This window comes from Ruegeria alba, assembly GCF_022321465.1.
Lineage (GTDB): Bacteria > Pseudomonadota > Alphaproteobacteria > Rhodobacterales > Rhodobacteraceae > Ruegeria_B > Ruegeria_B alba.
On sequence record NZ_JAKOEM010000001.1, the window covers coordinates 84,003 to 102,587 of the forward strand.

The window sequence follows — 18,585 nt, forward strand, 5'->3', positions numbered from 1 at the left end:
GGCGCTTTATGCCTATTCCATTGCCGCCGCTCTCGCCGGTGGGCCGGGCGCGCCCTATGACGATGTGCAAAACAAGGCTGTTGCTGACCGCCTGCGGTCGCTGATCTATCGCGGGCCGGTGGGGACGATGCGTTCCATGCCGATACGCAATCGGCCTGGAGCAATCCGACCGAAATCAACGACCCAAGCCTCGGCATGCCGCATATCTTCCGCCAGATCTTCGACAAGGCGGAAGATGGCGTGCTGATCGCCCCGCCGCCCTACAAGAAGGCCGGCTTCAAGATGCCGCCCTGGTTGAAGGGCTGAGGCTTTGACGGCCGAAGATGCACATGGCTTCCTCGAGCTCCGTGGCGTGACCAAGCGCTACGGAGCCCTTGCCGCGGTCGACGGGGTGGAATTCGCCGTCGACCGTGGCGAGGTTATCGGCATCGGCGGCCCCAACGGAGCGGGGAAAACAACTTTTCAGATCTGATCAGCGGGCTGACGCGAACCACCGACGGAACAATTCGCTTGCAGGGTCAGGATATTACCGGTCTTGCCCCGCATCGTCTGTGCCGGCTTGGCATGGCGCGGACATTCCAACTGAATTCCGGGTTCGACAACATGACAGTGTTTGAAAACCTGTTGACCGCGCGCGCCTTAGGGCGCCGCGGCGCCGGGGGATGGCTGCTGACGGCGCGGGCCGACAGCCAGGCAACACAGGCGCTTCTGGAAGAGGTCGGGCTGGCCGACATCGCGTCGGAACCGGTTGCGGGCATTCCCATCCTCGCGCGAAAGAAACTGATGATCGCCATGGCCCTGATCAGCGAGCCGGACATCCTGTTGCTGGACGAACCCGTTGGCGGCCTGACGCCGCCCGAGATTGATGAATTGATCGAACTGATGCTCACGCTCAAATCACGCTTCATGACGCTGGTTTTCATCGAACATGTCATGCGTTTCCTGACCGCGGTCGCGGACCGCGCAGTCATGATGCATCTGGGCCGCATCATCTATGACCGAACGCCCGGTGGGCTGGCCAATGACAAGACCGTTGCCGAGGTTTACCTGGGCAGCGCCGGGCTTGGAGGCGCGGCATGACCCAATTGTTATCGTGTAAAAATCTGGTTTCAGGCTACTTGAACCGGCCCGTGCTAAACGGCGTTTCAATCGAGATTCCACAGCAAGGCGTGCTGGCGTTGACCGGCCCCAACGGGCACGGCAAGACAACACTGTTGCGAACACTTTCCGGCTACCTTCCTCTTCGCCAAGGCAAGATCACATTCGAAGGGCAGGACGTCAGCCGGATGTCGGTGCAAAAGCGCGTCGAGGCCGGTCTGCTTCACGTTCCGCAAGGCGATCAGCTTTTCACCGAGATGACGGTGGAGGACAACCTTTTGATGGGCGCCTATCTGGCGTCGGACAAGGCCGAGATCGCCCAGCGTCTGGCCGATGCCTATCAGCTGTTCCCCAAGTTGAAGGATCGGCGCAATCAACTTGCCAGCGGCCTGTCTGCGGGCGAACGGCGCATGGTGGAGATCGGGCGTGGCCTGATGTCGGATGCGCGGCTGATCATGCTGGACGAGCCGTCGCTGGGCCTTGCACCGCTGGTGATCGAACAGATCTATGTCGCGCTGGACCAGTTGCGCAGCCGTGGCAAGGCGTTTTTGGAGGTCGAGGAAAACCCAAGCCGACTCATGCCTTTTGCGGACCGGCTTTGCCTGATGGATGCTGGCCATATCGTCTGGCAGGGCAGCGCCGCCGAGGCGCGGGACTCGGGCGACATTCTCAAGACATATCTTGGAGGGCATTGACCCATTGATGTGCTCATCCAGATTTTCTTTACCGGCGTGACCCTTGCGCGATGTATGCGCTGGCCTCGGTCGGGCTGTCGCTGATCTTTGGCACGTTGGGCATGTTCAACATGACCTATGGGCTGTTCATGACGCTGGGCGCCTATGTCGCCTATTCGGCGGCGAATGCGTCTCAACTGCCCTTGGTTCTGGGGTTTGTGGCCGCGATTGTCGCAGGCGCGTTGATCGGTGTGCTGACGCATCTTCTGATTATGCGCTTCATGCTGGGCACGCCGGATTTCGGATTGAACGTCATGGTCGCGACCGCAGGGCTTGGGGTCGTGTTGCAGGACATCGAGATCAAGATCTATGGCGGATACCTCTATCCGCAGGTCGTCCGGGTCGAGGGCCTTGCCCAGCTTGGCGGCGTGAGCATCACGCTTCAGGCGCTTACCAATGTTGCGGTGGCCTTGACGTTGATCCTGGGGACGGCGTGGCTGTTGATGAACACCCGCTTTGGTCGGGCGATCCGGGCGACGGCGATGAACCGCGAAGCCGCGATGCTAATGGGGGTCAAGGCCGACACGGAGTTTTTGCAGGTCATGGCACTGGCGGGGATGCTGGCCGGGGTCGCGGGGCTGATGATTTCGACACAGTCGACGCTTTCGCCGCAGATGGGGGATGACCCACTGCTGAAGGCCTTCGTGATCTGCGTGGTCGCCGGGCTGGGCAATGTCTGGGGCGCGGGTGTCTGCGCCTTTGGCCTCGCGCTGCTGGAGGCAGCGATCGGGTGTTACTTCGGCGGCGGTTCGGGTTTCCGACCATGCTGATGCTGGTCATCCTCCTCCTGATCTGGCGGCCACAAGGGCTGTTTGGCCGCGAAAGGGTGGTGCGTCTATGAACCAGTCACATTCCTTGAAACGGCATCTTCTGGTGTCGGTGCTGATCGTCGCGGGCTTTGCCGCGCTGCCCCTGATCATGACGCAGCGATACCTTTTGGGCGAGGTTATCCTGTTCTTTCTCTGGGCGATGGTCGCAATGAACTGGAACCTGCTGATGGGGCATGCCGGCGTCTTTTCACTGGCCCAGATGCTGTTCTTCGCCACCGGTGCCTATGCCGCCGCCATGAGCACTTCCTATCTTGGTGTTTCGATCTGGGCGGCGTTGCCGCTGGCAGCCATCGTTTCGGCGATCCTTGCGTTTTTCATCGGGCTGGCCTGCCTGCGCCTGACGGGGGCCTATTCTGCCCTGCTGACCTATGCCATCGTTGGAATGGTTCATGTCCTGATCATCACCGAGACCGAGTGTTTCACGATGGTCCGCAACTCTTGCCAGCAAACGTTCGGCGGGGCGGCGGGTTTCTCGCAGTTCGAGGATTTCGGGTTCCGAAAAGTGCTTCGGGGCAAATGGATTCTGGGGAATTACTATGTCGCTCTGCTGGCCTTTGCGGTGACGATCCTGGGCATCGTCGTGATCATCCACGGGCGGCTGGGGCTGGCGTTTCGCGCGATCCGCGACAATGTTGGCTATGCCAGCAGTCGCGGCATCGACCGCCGGAAATACCAGATTGCCGCCTTTGCCATTTCGGCCTTTCTGAACGGGTTGGCCGGGGCGACCTATGCCGGGCATTTCCGCGCCGCCGGGCCCAGCCTGTTCGATTTCTCGACGCTGCTGTTCGTGTTGTCGATGGTCGTCGTCGGCGGCATCGGATCGACCTGGAGGCCGATCATCGGTGCGGGCACGATGATGCTGATCATCGAATTTTCCAAGGGTATGGGCGATGCACGTGATCTCATCCTCGGTGTAGCGCTGATTGTATTTGTCGTGGTGATGCCCAAGGGGCTGGCCGGGTCAGTGCGGCAGCTTCGCCAAATGCTGGGCCGAAAGGCTTCGAAAAACGAAGAAGAGTCGAAGCCATGACCAAAGCCGATGTCATCATCGAAAACGGCCGAGTGCTGACCATGAATGCAGCCGCTCCGCGCGCCGAAGCCGTCGCCCTGCGGGGCAGGGCAATCCTGGCGGTGCGCGGGCGGGACAAGATCGCGGCGATGGCAGGCCCCGACACACGCCGCTTTGACGCACAGGGCAACACGGTGATGCCCGGCATGGTCGAGGCGCATTTGCATCTTTTCCTGGGGGCTGCTGGCCTGCGTATGCTGCATCTCGACACTGTGCGCGGGGCGGCGGCGTTGCGGGACAGGTTGCATCCCTATGCGGCGGCCAACCCCGATGCGGCGCTGCTGATCTGCAAGGCGGCGGATTATACCCTGTTTGGCGATGGTGTTGCCACCACACGGCACTTGCTGGATGAGGTGCTGCGCGACCGCCCGTTGATCCTGATCGCGGGGGATCATCATACCGCCTGGGCCAATACGGCGGCGCTGGAGCGTGCGGGTGTGTTGCAAGGGCGCGACCCGCCCACGGGCAATGAAATTGTCATGGCCTCCGACGGCACGGCCACCGGCGAATTGCACGAACAGGCGGCGATTGATCCGGTCTTGTCGCTACGCTCTTCCGGCGGGCGGGAAAACCTCGGGTTGATGGGGCTTGAACCCGGTGACGGGTTGACCGCGGCCCAACGCGATGACGATCTTCGCGTGATGAAGGAAGGGCTGGAATACTGCGCCTCTTACGGCTTCACCAGCCTCCACAATTTGGACAGGAATCTCTATCAGCATGCCTTGTTGCGTGATCTGGAGGAGCGGGGCGAATTGATCTGCCGCACCGAAGTGTTGTTTCACCTGACGCCGGAAAAACCGCTGAGCGCGCTGGACGAGGCCAGTTGGATGCACGAAGCCTATCGCTCTGACCGGTTGCGGTCAGGGCGGATCAAGATGTTCATGGACGGGGTGATTGACAGCGGCACAGGTTTTCTGGTCGGCGATTACGCCGACCGCCCCGGTTGGAGTGGTGAGGCCCTGCATTCGGCCGAGCATTTCGCCGCTGCCGCGATCGAAGCCGACAGGCGGGGGGTGCAAATCAGCGTTCATGCTATCGGTGACGCTTCCGTCCGGCGCGTGCTGGATGGGTACGAGGCCGCGCAGGGCCAATGGCGCACGTGACAGCCAACACAGAGTCGAGCATATTGAGCTCTTGCACCCTGCCGATGCCCATCGCCTGCGCGAACTGGGCGTCGTGGCATCCATGCAGCCGCCGCATCCGCCGGGCGCCATGGATTTCCCGCTGGAGCCGTGGCGTAGCAAAGCTGGCGAGGGGCGCTGGCCGCAGGCCTTTCCGGTGCGCGCCCTTTTGAACGACGGTGTCCCGCTTGCCTTTTCGTCGGATTGGCCCGTGTTGGACATAGACCCGATGCGCGGCATCAAGGCCGCGATGACTCGGCAAAGGTGGACCACGGATTGCCCGGACAACCGACTGTCTCTGACAGAGGCCTTGTATGGCTATTCCGCAGGTGGCGCATACGCGGGGTTCGATGAACACCGCCTGGGCCGGATCGCGCAGGGCATGCAGGCCGATATTGTGGTATTGGACCGGGACCTCGAGGCGCTTGCGCCAGAAGAAATCGACACGGCCCGTGCCGCGCTGTCGTTGTGCGGCGGCGAAACAACTTGGGAGGCTTAGGAGATGGCAAAGCAAAACGAGGCTGCCGTATTGGCTGCCCGGGATGGTCTTTCTCATGTTAAGGGGGGACACCAGCCGGACCTTACCGACGCAACGATCCCGCAATTGCTGCGCGAGGCTGCTCTGCGCGGCGGAGCGAGTGACGCGCTGATCTTTGCGGATAGGCGCCTAAGCTATGACGCGTTTGCGCAGGCGGTGGATGACCTTGCCTGCGGGTTTCTGGCGCTTGGGCTCCAAAAGGGGGACCGGCTGGGCATCTGGTCGCCCAACCGCATCGAATGGGTTCTGACGCAATTCGCCACCGCAAGAATCGGTGTGATCCTCGTCAACATCAACCCGGCCTATCGCCTGAGCGAACTGGAATATGCCCTGAACAAGGTGGGCTGCAAGGCGCTGGTGCTGGCGCCCGCGTTCAAGACCTCGGACTATCTGGAGATGATCCGCACCCTTGCACCGGAGCTGGCAAATTGCGAGAAGGGCGGGCTGCGGGCAGAGAAGCTCCTCGAACTGCGGCATGTGATCGTCATGGGCGATGACACGGCGCAATCCGGTGAATGGGCGTTTGGCGAAATTGCCCGCAAGGGTGGCGCTGAACACCGTGACCGCCTGCCGGAACTCGACAAGGTGCTGCACCCGGACGATCCGATCAACATCCAGTTCACCTCGGGCACGACGGGCCAACCCAAGGGGGCCACGCTGACGCATCGCAACATCGTCAACAACGCGCGGTTCGTGACCGACCGGATCAATCTGACCGAGCGGGACAGGCTCGCGATTCCGGTGCCGCTCTATCACTGTTTCGGCATGGTAATGGGCGTGCTGGGGGCGGTCAGCAAGGGCGCGACGATGGTGTTTCCGGGCGAGGCCTTTGACCCGGAACAGACGCTGGACACGGTCGAGGCGGAACGGTGCACGGCGCTTTATGGTGTGCCGACCATGTTCGTGGCGATGTTGCAGGAATTGTCCGCAACTCCGCGCGATCTGTCGTCGCTGCGCACCGGTATCATGGCGGGGTCTCCCTGTCCGGTCGATGTGATGAAACAGGTCAACGACCGGATGCACATGGGCGAGGTTACGATCTGTTACGGCATGACCGAAACCTCGCCCGTGTCTTTTCAAAGCTTTGTTGACGACAGCACCGACAAGCGGTGTGAAACCGTGGGTCGGATCCACCCCCACTTGGAGGTCAAGATCGTCGATGACACCGGGCAGACCGTGCCCGTGGGCGTTCAGGGAGAGCTGTGCACGCGCGGCTATTCGGTGATGCAGGGCTATTGGGACGACCCTGAACGCACCGCCGAGGCGATCCGCGACGGCTGGATGCATACCGGCGATCTCGCCGTTCTGGACGCGGAAGGGTTCTGCACGATCACCGGGCGCGTCAAGGATATGATCATCCGGGGCGGCGAGAACGTTTATCCGCGCGAGATCGAGGAGTTCCTGTTCGGCCATCCTGACATCAAAGAGGTCCAGGTCTTTGGCATTCCCGACGCACGAATGGGCGAAGAGGTCTGTGCATGGGTCGTCGCCAAACCAGGTCGCGAGATCACCGCCGAAGACGTGCGCGCCCATTGCCAGGGGCAAATCGCTCATTTCAAGGTGCCCCGTCATGTCCGCATCGTGACGGAGCTGCCGATGACCATCACCGGCAAACCACAGAAATTCATCATGCGCGACCGGATGGTCGAAATGCTCGGCCAGGCCGAGGCCTCGGACTAACGCCACGCAACGACAACGTTCGACCCAGAGACAGGAGAGATGAACATGAAGCTGAGCGAATACGCCTCTTATGACGCCACGGGACTGGCCGAACTGGTCGCCCGCAAAGAGGTTTCGGCGGACGAGCTGACCGACGCGGCGCGGTATTGCCGCCGTGAACCCGCAGCTGAATTTCATGGTGGATGCCATCGAGCCGCCCATTGCCGGTGACAGTTCCGGCGCTTTCGCCGGGGTGCCCTTTCTGATCAAGGATATCATGATGACGGCGGCGGGGGTGCCGCAGGGGATGGGCACGCGTTTGCTGGGCAACGACGTGTATGTCGCGCCGCATGATGGTGAATTGATGCGGCGGTTCAAGGCGGCGGGGCTGAACACTCTGGGGCGCACCACCACACCGGAATACGGTTTCAACGCCACGACCGAGTCCCTGGCCACCGGGCCCAGCCGCAACCCGTGGGATCCGTCCCGCACCACCGGTGGCTCCAGCGGTGGTGCCTCAGCCGCCGTGGCCGCCGGGGTTGTGCCCGTAGCGCATGCCAATGACGGCGGCGGGTCCATCCGTATCCCCGCCGCCTGTTGCGGGCTTGTCGGGCTCAAGCCCAGCCGGGGGCGCACGCCGCTCGGCCCGGATGCCCAGCTTGTCATACTGGGGCTCGGGCACGAATTCGCGGTCACCCGCACGACGCGGAATGCCGCCGCCCTTCTGGATCTGGTTGCAGGCCCCAAGGTGGGATCGTTCATCCCTTTCGCAAACCCGCAGACGCCCTATGGCGACAGCATTAAGCGCCCGATGCAGGGCCTCAGGATCGCCATCGCGCCAACCGGTTTTCAGGGCACCGCCCCGACCGATGCAGGTATCTCGGCCGAGGTCGTTCGCGTCGGAAAGCTTCTGGCCGACCTTGGCCACAACGTCGAGGAAATCGACCACATCCCACCGGACCAGGAACAGGTTCACAGGGCGAACCACCGGTTCTGGATGGCCACGCTGGCCGCCGCCTCTCAGACGCTCACGACGGCTTTTGGTATTCCGGCCAGCACGGATGTGTACGAAACCTGCACATTGAAGGGGATCCAGGACGGCCAGGCCATGTCAGCGGTAGACATGATGGAAGCGGTGCAGATCATGGGAATGACCGGTCACCAGATGGGCGCGTTCTTTGCAGGCTACGATGCCGTGATCCTGCCGCCCTTTGCCGCTCCGCCCATTCCGCTGGGCGTGCTGGAACAGAACCATCCCGACTGGAGCGCGCGGCGGTTCTATGATGAGCTCTTCAGCCGCTTCAACGCGACCGCGCCTTTCAACGTGATGGGCCAACCCGCGATCACCGTGCCCACCGGCCTGGTCGAGGGGCTGCCGGCCGGTGTGCAGATCGCGACGTCGCTGGCACGAGAGGATATTCTGCTGAACCTGTCGGCCCAGTTAGAAGACGCGACAGACTGGTTCGCGCGCCGCCCGGCGGTTTCCGTCGCCAATCTCTGAACGCTGGAGAGGCCGGGCGTTGGCACAGGCCATCGGGAGAGATGAGATGCGCTGGCCTTGATACTATCGAAGCTGCTCTTGGCGCGTGACTTGTCGTGGGCATGTATCCTTTCTCTCGTGTTTTGACACCGTTCCGGATCGCGCTACCGAGCCGCGCAGGATCAGTGCAATTCATATTGGAATGATCGCTTCTGCAACATGGGCAGCATTGCAGCGATAGACATGCCTCAAGCAAGAAGCGTTACTGCGTCAGCGAAGAACGAAAGATGAATGACAGACAAGTCCGCACCCTGTTCCATGCCACAGATTTCTTCGCTGCGCTGCGCATCAATGGCCGCTGCTTCGGCTGCGTTGCGGTATGAGGTGTTTCGCTCATTCGGTGGATTTCACGCTGCGAGCGCACACAGCAGAAAATCCGGATTCACCGGTTGGGCTCTAAGCGGCCATTCTTCATTTCGCGCTGCATACGCAGTCTGCCGATGACGCTCCAGTCAAACTCATGTGACCCTGGACAAGCTCATAGCCCCACAAGAGCGCTTTTCCTTGCCACGCTGGCGTTGTACCCCTGTCAGAACCAAAGCGCGGAGACCGACCGATGCCCGACATGATGCTGCTGATGCAGATGCTGGCCCTGCTGATCGTCATCGGTGCGCTGGCCGGGGTGCTGGCGGGGTTGCTGGGCGTGGGGGGCGGTATCGTGCTGGTCCCGGCCTTCTTCTACGCGTTCCAGACGCTGGGCTATGGCGGGCCGCAGTTGATGCAGATGTGTCTGGCCACCTCGCTCGCCACCATCATCGTGACCTCTCTGCGCTCGGTCCTGAGCCATAACAAGAAGGGCGCGGTGGATTGGGATATCCTGCGCGGCTGGGGGCCGGGGATCGCGGTGGGCGCGGTTCTGGGGGTGATGGTGGCGGCCTCGCTGCGCTCGGTCGCGTTGCAGGCGCTGTTTGGCGTGCTGGGGATCGTGATCGGCGCCTATCTGGGGCTGGGCCGTGCCCATTGGCGGCTGGGCGAGGCGATGCCGGGCGGTCCGCGCCGGTTGATCCTGTCGCCCATGGTGGGCTTTCTGTCGGTACTGATGGGGATTGGCGGCGGCAGCTTTGGCGTGCCTCTGATGAGCCTTTACAACACGCCCATTCACCGCGCGGTCGCCACCGCCGCGGGCTTTGGCGTGATTATCGCGGTTCCTTCGGTGCTGGGGTTCCTGTTCTTGCAGATCGACCCGGCGCAGCGGCCGCCGCTGACGGTGGGGGCGGTCAATCTGGTGGCCTTTGGCGTGGTCATCTGCATGACCCTGATCACCACCCCCTGGGGGGTGAAACTGGCCCATGCGATGGACCCCAAGCCGCTGAAACGCATCTTTGCGGTGTTCCTGACGTTGGTTGCGCTCAACATGCTGCGCAAGGCGCTGGGATGGTAGAGGCGTTTCTGCGCCGGGGCTGGCTGCGGTTTCCGTTCGACCCGGTGCTGGCGGACTGGGTCGCTCATGTGCTGCCCGCCGCGCGGCGGGCGGTGACGGACCCGGCCCATGCCCAATGGCTCGATTGCGAGGGGACCTGGTTCATCGGCGTCGATGCATTGGACAATGACGAAACGGGCCGGGTGGGGGACGGTCCGCCGCTGGCGGGCCAGGCGATCGACTTCATCACCCGTCACCTGGGCATGTTACCGCTGCATCGCGGTCAGGTCTCGGTGACCTATCCCGGCTATCCCCGCCCGCGCCGGGGCGAGGGCGAGGCGGCGTTTCGCTATCGCCTGAACCGGGGGGCGGCGCATGTGGACGGGTTGAAACCCGAGGGCCCCGACCGCCGCCGCCATGTCGACGAGCCGCATGGCTGGATCCTTGGCCTGCCGCTGACCGAGGCGCCGCCCGAGGCCGCGCCGCTGATCCTGTGGGAGGGCAGCCACCGCATCCTGGGCCCGGCGCTGGCGCGCGCGATGGAGGGACACCCGCCTGAGGACTGGCACCGGGTCGATGTGACCGAGGCCTATCAGGCGGCGCGGCGCGAAGTGTTCGAAACCTGCCCTCGAATCGCCCTGCATGCACGCCCGGGCGAGGCCTATCTCTTGCACCGTCATTGCCTGCACGGGGTCGCGCCTTGGGCAGACGGAACCGATGCAGGGCCGGATGGTCGCATGATCGTCTATTTCCGACCCGAGCTGCGCAATGGCGTCGAAGATTGGGTTGCGCAGGTCTAGCGCTGCGGCTTAGTCCTGCGCCTGTCTTGCGGCGCGACCACCTCGCCGTTTGCGCAGCTGGGGTGCGCGGCCTGGCAGTTCTTCCATGATCGCGCGACGCTCTTCGGGCTGCATCCGCGACCAGCGCGAGATCTCGTCGATGGTGCGGAAACAACCCGTGCAGATTCGTTCGGTCGGGTGCACCACGCAGATGCGGATGCAGGGGCTGTCGACCTCGTTGCGTTTCCAGACCATGTCGGACATCGGCCAAAGCCCCTTAGAGATTGCGCAGGCGATCCAGCGCCCCTTGCAAGATATAGGCCGCTGCGACGTGGTCGATCACCTCTGAGCGACGCTTTCGTGTCGTATCCGCCTCAAGCAGTGCCTTTTCCGCCGCTACCGTGCTCAGGCGCTCGTCCCAGAAGGTGATCGGAACCTCGGTCAGGCGGCTCAGGTTGCGGGCAAAGGCGCGGGTCGACTGACAGCGCGGCCCCTCGCTGCCATCCATGTTGCGGGGCAGGCCCAGAACGATGCCGGCGATCTCGCGCTGCTCGACAATTGCCAGCAGGGCGCTGGCATCCAGTCCGAACTTCTTGCGGCGGATGGTTTCCAGCGGGGTGGCCACGCCGCGCATCCGGTCGGATACGGCAACGCCAATGGTCTTGTCGCCCAGATCAAGCCCGGCCAGCGCACTGAACGGCGGCAGGGCGGCGGCGAATTCCTCGACCGTGTCGCAGATCATTCGCCCAGCCCCGCCTTTTGCGCGGCGCTTTCGATCAGCACCAGCGCATCCGCGCTTTCGCCATAGACCTGACGCGCCTCCTCCAGGATGGCGCGGGCGCGGTCGGTTTCGCCCAGCACGGCAAGGGCGCCGATCAGGCGACCCCATTCCTGCGGCGTTCCGCCTTCGGTGGCCAGCCGGGTCGACAGGCGGGTCACCATGCCCCGGATCATCTCAGCCCGGGTCTCGGCGTCCATCTCGGAGGCGGCTTCGACATCCTCGCGCCGCGGGCCGGGCAGAGAGGCGGTGTCGGCCGGTGGGGCAGGCGGGGTATAGTCGTTGACCCCGGCCCGCATCGCCAGTTCGCCTATCTGATCGCGGATCGCCTGACCCCAGGCGGTGCCCGCCGGAGCGGTCTGCAACGTGCGCGCCCAGGTGTTGAATGCCAGGTCGGGCCGCCCGATCTGGGCCAGCATGGTGCCCCAGTAATAGCGCGCGGGCCCGTATTCCGGGTCACGCCGCAGCGCCTCGAACAGCACCGCCTCGGCCTCGGGTGACACATAGCCGCCGGCGGCGCGGATCATCAATTCGGCCTGTTCGGTGAAATCCTGCGGACTGGCATCGCCCTGAAGCAGGGCGATCACGCGTCCCTTGGCGGCATAGGCCGCCTGGAAGTTGCCGGTATTGGCCTCATGCTGGGCCAACAGCATATGGCCCTGGATATCGTCGGGGCGCTGGGCCACGGTGTCGCGCAGTTTCTCCAGCAGATCGGCATAGCCCGGTTCCAGCTGAAGCGCGGGTTGCGGTGGCACACGGGCTTCGGCCTCGGCCTGGCCGGGGCGGTCGGTGCGGTTGGCTTGCGCAATGTCGAGGCGCAGTTGCAGCGGCAGGTCGCCATAGCCCGGCGCGCCCAGCCGGGAGTAGAGCGTCATCGTGCCGCCCACGATCACCACCGCACCAACCAGTGCCGCCAGCCCGACCTTGCGGCGGGACTGCCCGGCGCCTTCGGCCTCGGCGCGCATCTGGGTATCGGCGGCCAGGATGCGGCGCGAGATCTCGGTACGGATGCGCTCGGCATCAGCGGCGTCGATCACGCCGCGCGCCAGATCGCGGTCAACGCCCGCAAGCTGATCGCGATAGACACGCAGGTCATAGGCCGCCGCCGGTTCCGCCGCAGCGCGTGCGCGCAGCATCGACAGCGCCAGCAGCGCCGCCACGGTCAGGGCCATCAGGGTGACGAGGATCCAGAATGTCATGAGCGCTCCGCGTTGTTGCCCTTCATCTAGACCTGCCTGTGCGCTGAAAAAAGGGGCAAAAGGACGCGAGGCGGTGCCATGTCGCAATCTCGCAATATTGCGGCGGTCCGGGACGGGGCTATGCTGGGGGGGCACGGCATATCTGCCACCAAGTCACGAACCGGATCGGATTCGCACATGAAGCACTATTCCGCCTTTGCCGTTGCGCGCGAAGCGCTGCGTTATCACACCGGATGGGAGCGCGCCTGGCGCTCGCCCGAACCCAAGAAGCGCTATGACGTCGTCATCGTCGGCGCTGGCGGTCACGGGCTTGCCACCGCCTATTACCTTGGCAAGAATTACGGCATCCAGAATGTGGCCGTGATCGAGAAGGGCTGGCTGGGCGGCGGCAATACCGGGCGCAACACCACCATCATCCGCTCGAACTACCTCCAGGATCCTTCGGCGGCGATCTATGAAAAGGCCCGCTCGCTCTACGAGACGATGAGCCAGGACCTGAACTATAACGTGATGTTCAGCCCGCGCGGTGTGATGATGCTGGCCCAGACCCAGCACGAGATCCGCGGCTACAAGCGCACCGCGCACGCCAACGCGCTGCAAGGGGTCAAGACCGAGTGGATCAGCCCCGAGCGCGTCAAGGAACTCGTGCCGATCATCAACCTGCACGGGCCGCGCTACCCGGTGCTGGGCGCGCTCTGGCAAGAGCGGGGCGGCACCGCGCGTCACGATGCGGTGGCCTGGGGCTATGCGCGGGCCTGTTCGGCCATGGGCATGGACATCATCCAGCAATGCGAGGTCACCGGCGTGCGCCGCGAGGGCGGGCAGGTCGTCGGTGTCGATACCACCAAAGGGTCGATCGACTGCGGCAAGCTGGGCGTCGTGGTGGCGGGTCATTCCGGCCAGCTGGCCGAGATGGCGGGCTTCCGCCTGCCGGTCGAGGCGCTGGCGCTTCAGGCGCTGGTGTCCGAGCCGATCAAACCCTGCATGGACGTGGTGGTGATGGCCAACACGGTGCATGGCTACATGTCGCAATCCGACAAGGGCGAGATGGTGATCGGCGGCGGCACCGACGGGTTCAACAACTTTACCCAGCGCGGCAGCTTCCACCATATCGAGGAGACCGTGCGCGCCCTGGTCGAGACCTTCCCGATGATCAGCCGGCTCAAGATGCTGCGCCAATGGGGCGGCATCGTGGATATGACCGGCGACCGCTCGCCCATCATCTCGAAAACGCCGCTGGGCGGCTGCTTCATCAACTGCGGCTGGGGCACTGGCGGGTTCAAGGCGATCCCCGGATCGGGCTGGGCCATGGCACAGTTGATGGCAACGGGCCATTCGCCGCTGGCCGAGGCCTTCTCGCTCGACCGTTTCAAGGAAGGCCGCTTCATCGACGAGAGCGTGGCCGCAGGGGTGGCGCATTGACCAAGATTTTTCTCCGAAAGATCTTGTGCAGAGTTTTCGTCGAAAACTCTGATCGCCGCGCAGACGCGAGGGGGGCGTGATGGCCTATTCCGAAGCCCTGGCCGAGACGATGCGCGCCGATCTGGGCGTCGAGCCGGGCCTGTCCGAAAAGAAGATGTTCGGCGGGCTGTGTTTCCTGTTGCATGGCAACATGGTCTGCGGCGTCACCCGCGACGGCGCCATGTACCGCCCCGGCAAGGCGCGCGAGGGCGCGGCGCTGGAACTGGGCGCGCAACCGCTTTCGTTCACCGGCCGCCCGATGGGCGGCATGGTGGAGCTGGACGCCGGCGCCTTTGAAGACGACGCGCTGCGCGCAAAACTGACCGAATTCTCGCTGGCCCATGCGGCCGGCCTGCCGCCGAAAGGATGAAGACATGCTGATCCTTACCTGTCCCTATTGCGGGGTCGAGGCCGATGAAACCGAACTCGCCGCGGGCGGCGAAGCGCATCTGAAGCGTTTTGGCCCGGGCTCGAGCGATGACGAGCTTCATGGCTATCTGTTCACTCGTGAAAACCCCAAGGGTGTGCATCTGGAACGCTGGCGCCATGCCTCGGGCTGCGGCAAGTGGTTCCATGCCGCCCGCTGTACCGCCACGCTGGAAGTGTTCGGCACCTACAAGGCGCAGGTCAGCGGCCCGCCGCAGGAAATCCGCGACGCGATCAGCGCCAAACGTCCCGGCTGGAGCTGGAGGGAATTCTCCTGATGTCCGCCTCTGTCATGACTTTCTCTTGCGAAAGGTTCACGTAAGATGAGCACCCGTCTCGCGAAACAGGGCCGCCTGATCGACCGTTCGAAACAGGTGACCTTTACCTTCAACGGCACCACCATGCGCGGGTATGAGGGCGATACGCTCGCCTCGGCGCTGCTGGCCAACGACCAGATGATGATGGGCCGTTCGTTCAAGTATCACCGCCCGCGCGGGGTGGTGGCCAGCGGTGCCGAAGAGCCCAACGCGCTGGTCGGTCTGGGTGAGGGGACGCGGTTCGAGCCGAACCAGCGCGCCACCACGACCGAGCTGTTCGATGGTCTCAAGGCCGCCAGCCAGAACCATTGGCCGAACCTCGATTTCGATATCGGGGCGGTGAACACCTATCTGTCGCGCTTTCTGCCGGCGGGCTTTTACTACAAGATGTTCATCCACCCGGCGCCGTTCTGGAAACATGTCTATGAACCGATCATCCGCCGCTCGGCCGGTCTGGGCAAGGCGCCCAACAAGGAGCTGGTGGATGCCGATACCTATGAGCATTTCCATGTCCATACCGATATCCTGGTGATCGGCGGCGGCGTGGCCGGGTTGCAGGCAGCCAAGGTGGCAGCAAGCTCCGGCGCGCGGGTGCTGCTGATTGAGCAGACCGCCCATTGGGGCGGCCGCGCGCCGGTCGATGGCGGCACCATTGACGGCCTGTCGCCCGACGAATGGGTGAGCCGCACCCTGGCCGAGCTGGAGGCGATGGACAACGTCACCCTGCGCGCCCGCACCATGGGCGCCGGTGTCTATGACCACGGTTATGCGCTGGGATACGAGCGGGTGGCCGACCATACGCCCGGCGTGCCCGGGCCGCGCCACCGGTTGTGGCGGATCCGCGCCAAGCAGATCGTCAGCGCCACCGGAGCCATCGAACGGCCGCTGTCCTTTGCCGGCAACGATGTGCCCGGCGTGATGCTGGCGGGCGCGATGCGCGACTATGTGGTGAACTGGGGCGTGACCCCGGGCCAGCGCGTGGTGGTTGCCACCAACAATGACGATGCTTACCGCACCGCGATCATCCTGAAAAAGGCCGGAGTCGATGTGCTGCGCATTCTCGACGCCCGCAAGGAGGGTGGCGGAGCGCTGGCCGACGAAGCGCGCGCGCTGGGCATCCGGGTCGATCCCGGCAAGGCGATTGCCAAGGTCAAGGGCGGCAAGCGGGTCAGGAAGATCTCGATCTGCAACCAGGACGGCGTTGGCGGCGCCCGCGAAGAGGTCGAGGCCGATGCGGTCGCGATGTCGGGCGGTTGGTCGCCGGTGGTGCATATGTGGTCCCATTGCGGTGGCAAGCTGATCTGGGACCGCGCCAATGCGCATTTCCGCCCCGATCCCGACCGCCCGCCGCTGGGCGCTGATGGCAAGGGCTATGTGGTGGCTGCCGGGTCCGCAAATGGCCCCTTGGCGCTGGATCAGGTGATGGCCGACGCCGATGCCGCGGGCAAGGCCGCGGCCAAGGCGGCGGGCTTTGCCCCCAAGCGCACCAAGGCGCCCGAGGGCGCGGCCGAGGGCGAGAACGCGATGGAAGCGGTCTGGCTGATGCCCGCCAATGCCGAGGTGCAGCTGCGGATGAAATCCTGGCTCGACTTCCAGAACGACGTGAAGGTCTCGGACGTGCAGCTGGCCGCGCGCGAGGGGTATGAAAGCGTCGAGCATACCAAGCGCTATACCACGCTGGGCATGGCGACCGATCAGGGCAAGTTGAGCAATATCAACGGCCTGGCGATCCTTGCTGATGCGTTGAATGCAGATATCCCGCAGGTCGGCACCACCACCTTCCGCCCGCCTTACACGCCGATCTCGATGGGTGCCATCGGCGGCGAGGCGCGCGGCGAGGTGTTCCAGCCGGTGCGCAAGACGCCGATCTATGACTGGAGCAACGCCAATGGCGCCGACTGGGAACCGGTCGGCCAGTGGCGCCGTCCCTTTGCCTATGTCCGTCCGGGCGAAAGCGTGCATGACGCGGTCAATCGCGAGGTCAAGAACACCCGCGAGAACCTCGGCCTGCTCGATGCCTCGACGCTGGGCAAGCTGATCGTCAAGGGGCCGGACGCGGGCAAGTTCCTCGACATGCTCTACACCAACATGATGAGCACGCTGAAACCGGGCAAATGCCGCTATGGCCTGATGTGTTCGGAAAACGGGTTCCTCATCGATGACGGCGTGGTGGCGCGGATCGACGAGGACACGTTCCTCTGTCACACCACCACCGGCGGCGCCGAGCGCATCCATGGTCACATGGAGGAATGGCTGCAAACCGAATGGTGGGACTGGAAAGTCTATGTCGCCAACGTGACCGAGCAATATGCCCAGATCGCCGTGGTCGGCCCCAAGGCCCGCAAGGTGCTGGAAAAGCTGAACGCCAAAGCGGGCGGCGGCATGGACCTGTCGGCCGAGGCGCTGCCCTTCATGGAATGGCGCGACGGGCGGATCGGTGAGTTCGACGCGCGGGCCTATCGCATCTCGTTCTCGGGCGAGTTGAGTTACGAGATCGCGGTTCCGGCAAGCCAGGGTCTGGCCTTCTGGGAGGCGCTGGTGGATGCGGGCAAGGAATTCGGCGTCATGCCCTATGGCACCGAGACGCTGCACATCCTGCGCGCCGAAAAGGGCTTCATCATGATCGGGGACGAGACCGACGGCACCGTGATCCCGCAGGATCTGGGGCTGCACTGGGCTCTGTCCAAGAAAAAGGACGATTACCTGGGCAAGCGCGCGCAGGAACGCAGCCACATGGCCGACCGCGACCGCTGGAAACTGGTGGGTCTGGAAACGGTCGACGGCTCGGTTCTGCCGGATGGCGCCTATGCGGTGGGCGAGGGCGTCAACGCCAATGGTCAGCGCAACATGATCGGGCGGGTCACCTCGACCTATTACTCGGCGAACCTGGGCCGTGGCATCGCCATGGGCCTGATCCAGCACGGGCCGGACCGGATGGGCGAGATCGTCGAATTCCCCGGCACCGACGGCAAGACCTACAAGGCCAAGATCGTGGACCCGGTTTTCTATGACAAGGAAGGGGCGAAACAGAATGTCTAAACCTGTCAGCGCATTGATGGGTGCCGCCTATGACGGCATCGTGCGGGTCGAGGAATGCGGCCTGCAAGGCATGATCACACTGCGGGGCGATCTGGCTTCGAAACCGGTCATCGCAGCGGCCACCGGCGCCACCGGGCAGGACATGCCCGGCCAGCGCCGCGCCAATGTGGCGGGTCAAAGCGGTCTGTGCTGGATGTCGCCCGACGAGCTGCTGGTGCTGGTGCCCCATGCCGAGGTCGGCGACAAGCTGGCCGCCATGACCAAGGCCTTGGGCGACGCCCACAGCTTGGCGGTGGACGTGTCGGATGCCCGCGCCATGTTCCGTGTCTCGGGCGCAAACGCGCGCGAGGTGATGGCCAAGCTTGCCCCGGTCGATTTCGCCCCGGGCGCCTTCGGCCCCGGCGATTTCCGCCGCTCGCGCCTGGCGCAGGTGGCCGGTGCCTTCTGGATGGAGGAGGATGGCAGCTTCTGCATCATCTGCTTCCGGTCGGTCGCCGATTACGTGTTCAAGCTGCTGAAAGTGGCCGCGCAACCGGGAAGCGCTGTCGGCATGTTCTGAGCACTTCGGCGGCTTTCTCGCCAGCGATTGAGATGCCCGGCCCCTGATGGGGGCCGGGCTTTTTTTCGGAGCGATCAT

General features: G+C 64.1%; 18 protein-coding genes and 1 pseudogene. 16 read left to right on the top strand and 3 right to left on the bottom strand.

Features of this window, described 5'->3' with window-relative positions; translation table 11 throughout:
• Nucleotides 1-310: 310 nt before the first annotated feature.
• The 11 genes and pseudogenes from MB818_RS21935 to MB818_RS00465 all read left to right on the top strand — a co-directional run bounded on the left by MB818_RS21935 (nt 311) and on the right by MB818_RS00465 (nt 10,749).
• Complete coding sequence (locus MB818_RS21935; protein WP_255699783.1) at nt 311-472, top strand: ATP-binding cassette domain-containing protein; 162 nt, start codon at nt 311-313, stop codon at nt 470-472.
• A 38-nt stretch (nt 473-510) separates the two neighbouring features.
• The gene (locus tag MB818_RS00420) at nt 511-1,080 is read left to right on the top strand and encodes an ATP-binding cassette domain-containing protein (protein WP_255699784.1); all 570 of its coding nucleotides are present in this window, start codon (nt 511-513) and stop codon (nt 1,078-1,080) included.
• A 50-nt stretch (nt 1,081-1,130) separates the two neighbouring features.
• Nucleotides 1,131-1,793 carry an ABC transporter ATP-binding protein gene (locus MB818_RS00425; protein ID WP_238903449.1) on the top strand — a complete coding sequence of 221 codons (663 nt, stop codon included), beginning with the start codon at nt 1,131-1,133 and terminating at the stop codon, nt 1,791-1,793.
• A 50-nt stretch (nt 1,794-1,843) separates the two neighbouring features.
• Nucleotides 1,844-2,602, top strand: a complete 759-nt coding sequence (locus MB818_RS00430) for a branched-chain amino acid ABC transporter permease (RefSeq protein WP_234136375.1) — start codon at nt 1,844-1,846, stop codon at nt 2,600-2,602.
• A 67-nt stretch (nt 2,603-2,669) separates the two neighbouring features.
• Nucleotides 2,670-3,692: a branched-chain amino acid ABC transporter permease gene (locus MB818_RS00435; protein ID WP_234136376.1), complete on the top strand. Its 1,023-nt coding sequence runs from the start codon at nt 2,670-2,672 to the stop codon at nt 3,690-3,692.
• Between the two features lie 185 nt (nt 3,693-3,877).
• A pseudogene (locus MB818_RS00440) lies at nt 3,878-5,351 on the top strand (amidohydrolase).
• 3 nt (nt 5,352-5,354) lie between these two features.
• Nucleotides 5,355-7,070, top strand: coding sequence for an AMP-binding protein (locus MB818_RS00445; protein ID WP_238903457.1), 1,716 nt, complete (start codon nt 5,355-5,357; stop codon nt 7,068-7,070).
• A gap of 45 nt (nt 7,071-7,115) precedes the next feature.
• Nucleotides 7,116-7,280, top strand: a complete 165-nt coding sequence (locus MB818_RS00450) for a hypothetical protein (protein ID WP_234136378.1) — start codon at nt 7,116-7,118, stop codon at nt 7,278-7,280.
• Nucleotides 7,246-8,550 carry an amidase gene (locus MB818_RS00455; protein WP_238903459.1) on the top strand — a complete coding sequence of 435 codons (1,305 nt, stop codon included), beginning with the start codon at nt 7,246-7,248 and terminating at the stop codon, nt 8,548-8,550. Before MB818_RS00450 ends, MB818_RS00455 begins: the two co-directional genes overlap by 35 nt.
• Before the next feature lie 595 nt (nt 8,551-9,145).
• Nucleotides 9,146-9,970, top strand: coding sequence for a sulfite exporter TauE/SafE family protein (locus MB818_RS00460; protein WP_234136380.1), 825 nt, complete (start codon nt 9,146-9,148; stop codon nt 9,968-9,970).
• Nucleotides 9,964-10,749 (top strand): hypothetical protein, encoded by a 786-nt coding sequence (locus MB818_RS00465; protein WP_238903460.1) that lies wholly within the window; start codon nt 9,964-9,966, stop codon nt 10,747-10,749. The genes MB818_RS00460 and MB818_RS00465 overlap by 7 nt, the downstream gene beginning before the upstream one ends.
• Nucleotides 10,750-10,758: 9 nt before the next feature.
• Here MB818_RS00465 and MB818_RS00470 read toward each other — a convergent pair whose 3' ends face one another.
• From MB818_RS00470 to ccmI, 3 genes are read right to left on the bottom strand one after another with little or no spacing between them, the layout of a single operon-like run.
• A complete protein-coding gene (locus MB818_RS00470) occupies nt 10,759-10,992 on the bottom strand; it encodes a DUF1289 domain-containing protein (RefSeq protein WP_234136382.1) in 234 nt (77 codons plus the stop codon).
• A 13-nt stretch (nt 10,993-11,005) separates the two neighbouring features.
• The gene (ruvX, locus tag MB818_RS00475) at nt 11,006-11,470 is read right to left on the bottom strand and encodes a Holliday junction resolvase RuvX (protein WP_234136383.1); all 465 of its coding nucleotides are present in this window, start codon (nt 11,468-11,470) and stop codon (nt 11,006-11,008) included.
• A complete protein-coding gene (gene ccmI, locus MB818_RS00480) occupies nt 11,467-12,705 on the bottom strand; it encodes a c-type cytochrome biogenesis protein CcmI (protein ID WP_234136384.1) in 1,239 nt (412 codons plus the stop codon). The genes ruvX and ccmI overlap by 4 nt, the downstream gene beginning before the upstream one ends.
• Before the next feature lie 177 nt (nt 12,706-12,882).
• On the opposite strand from ccmI, the gene MB818_RS00485 reads away from it, so the two are divergent.
• The 5 genes from MB818_RS00485 (at nt 12,883) to MB818_RS00505 (ending at nt 18,507) form a co-directional block, all read left to right on the top strand.
• Nucleotides 12,883-14,127, top strand: a complete 1,245-nt coding sequence (locus MB818_RS00485; RefSeq protein WP_234136385.1) for a sarcosine oxidase subunit beta family protein — start codon at nt 12,883-12,885, stop codon at nt 14,125-14,127.
• 79 nt (nt 14,128-14,206) lie between these two features.
• Nucleotides 14,207-14,536: a TfoX/Sxy family protein gene (locus MB818_RS00490; protein WP_234136386.1), complete on the top strand. Its 330-nt coding sequence runs from the start codon at nt 14,207-14,209 to the stop codon at nt 14,534-14,536.
• Nucleotides 14,537-14,540: 4 nt separating this feature from the next.
• Nucleotides 14,541-14,870: a sarcosine oxidase subunit delta gene (locus MB818_RS00495; protein ID WP_234143834.1), complete on the top strand. Its 330-nt coding sequence runs from the start codon at nt 14,541-14,543 to the stop codon at nt 14,868-14,870.
• Nucleotides 14,871-14,915: 45 nt separating this feature from the next.
• On the top strand, nt 14,916-17,948 hold the full coding sequence (locus MB818_RS00500; protein ID WP_238903462.1) for a sarcosine oxidase subunit alpha family protein: 3,033 nt from the start codon (nt 14,916-14,918) through the stop codon (nt 17,946-17,948).
• A complete protein-coding gene (locus MB818_RS00505; RefSeq protein WP_234136389.1) occupies nt 17,941-18,507 on the top strand; it encodes a sarcosine oxidase subunit gamma in 567 nt (188 codons plus the stop codon). Before MB818_RS00500 ends, MB818_RS00505 begins: the two co-directional genes overlap by 8 nt.
• Nucleotides 18,508-18,585 lie beyond the last annotated feature (78 nt).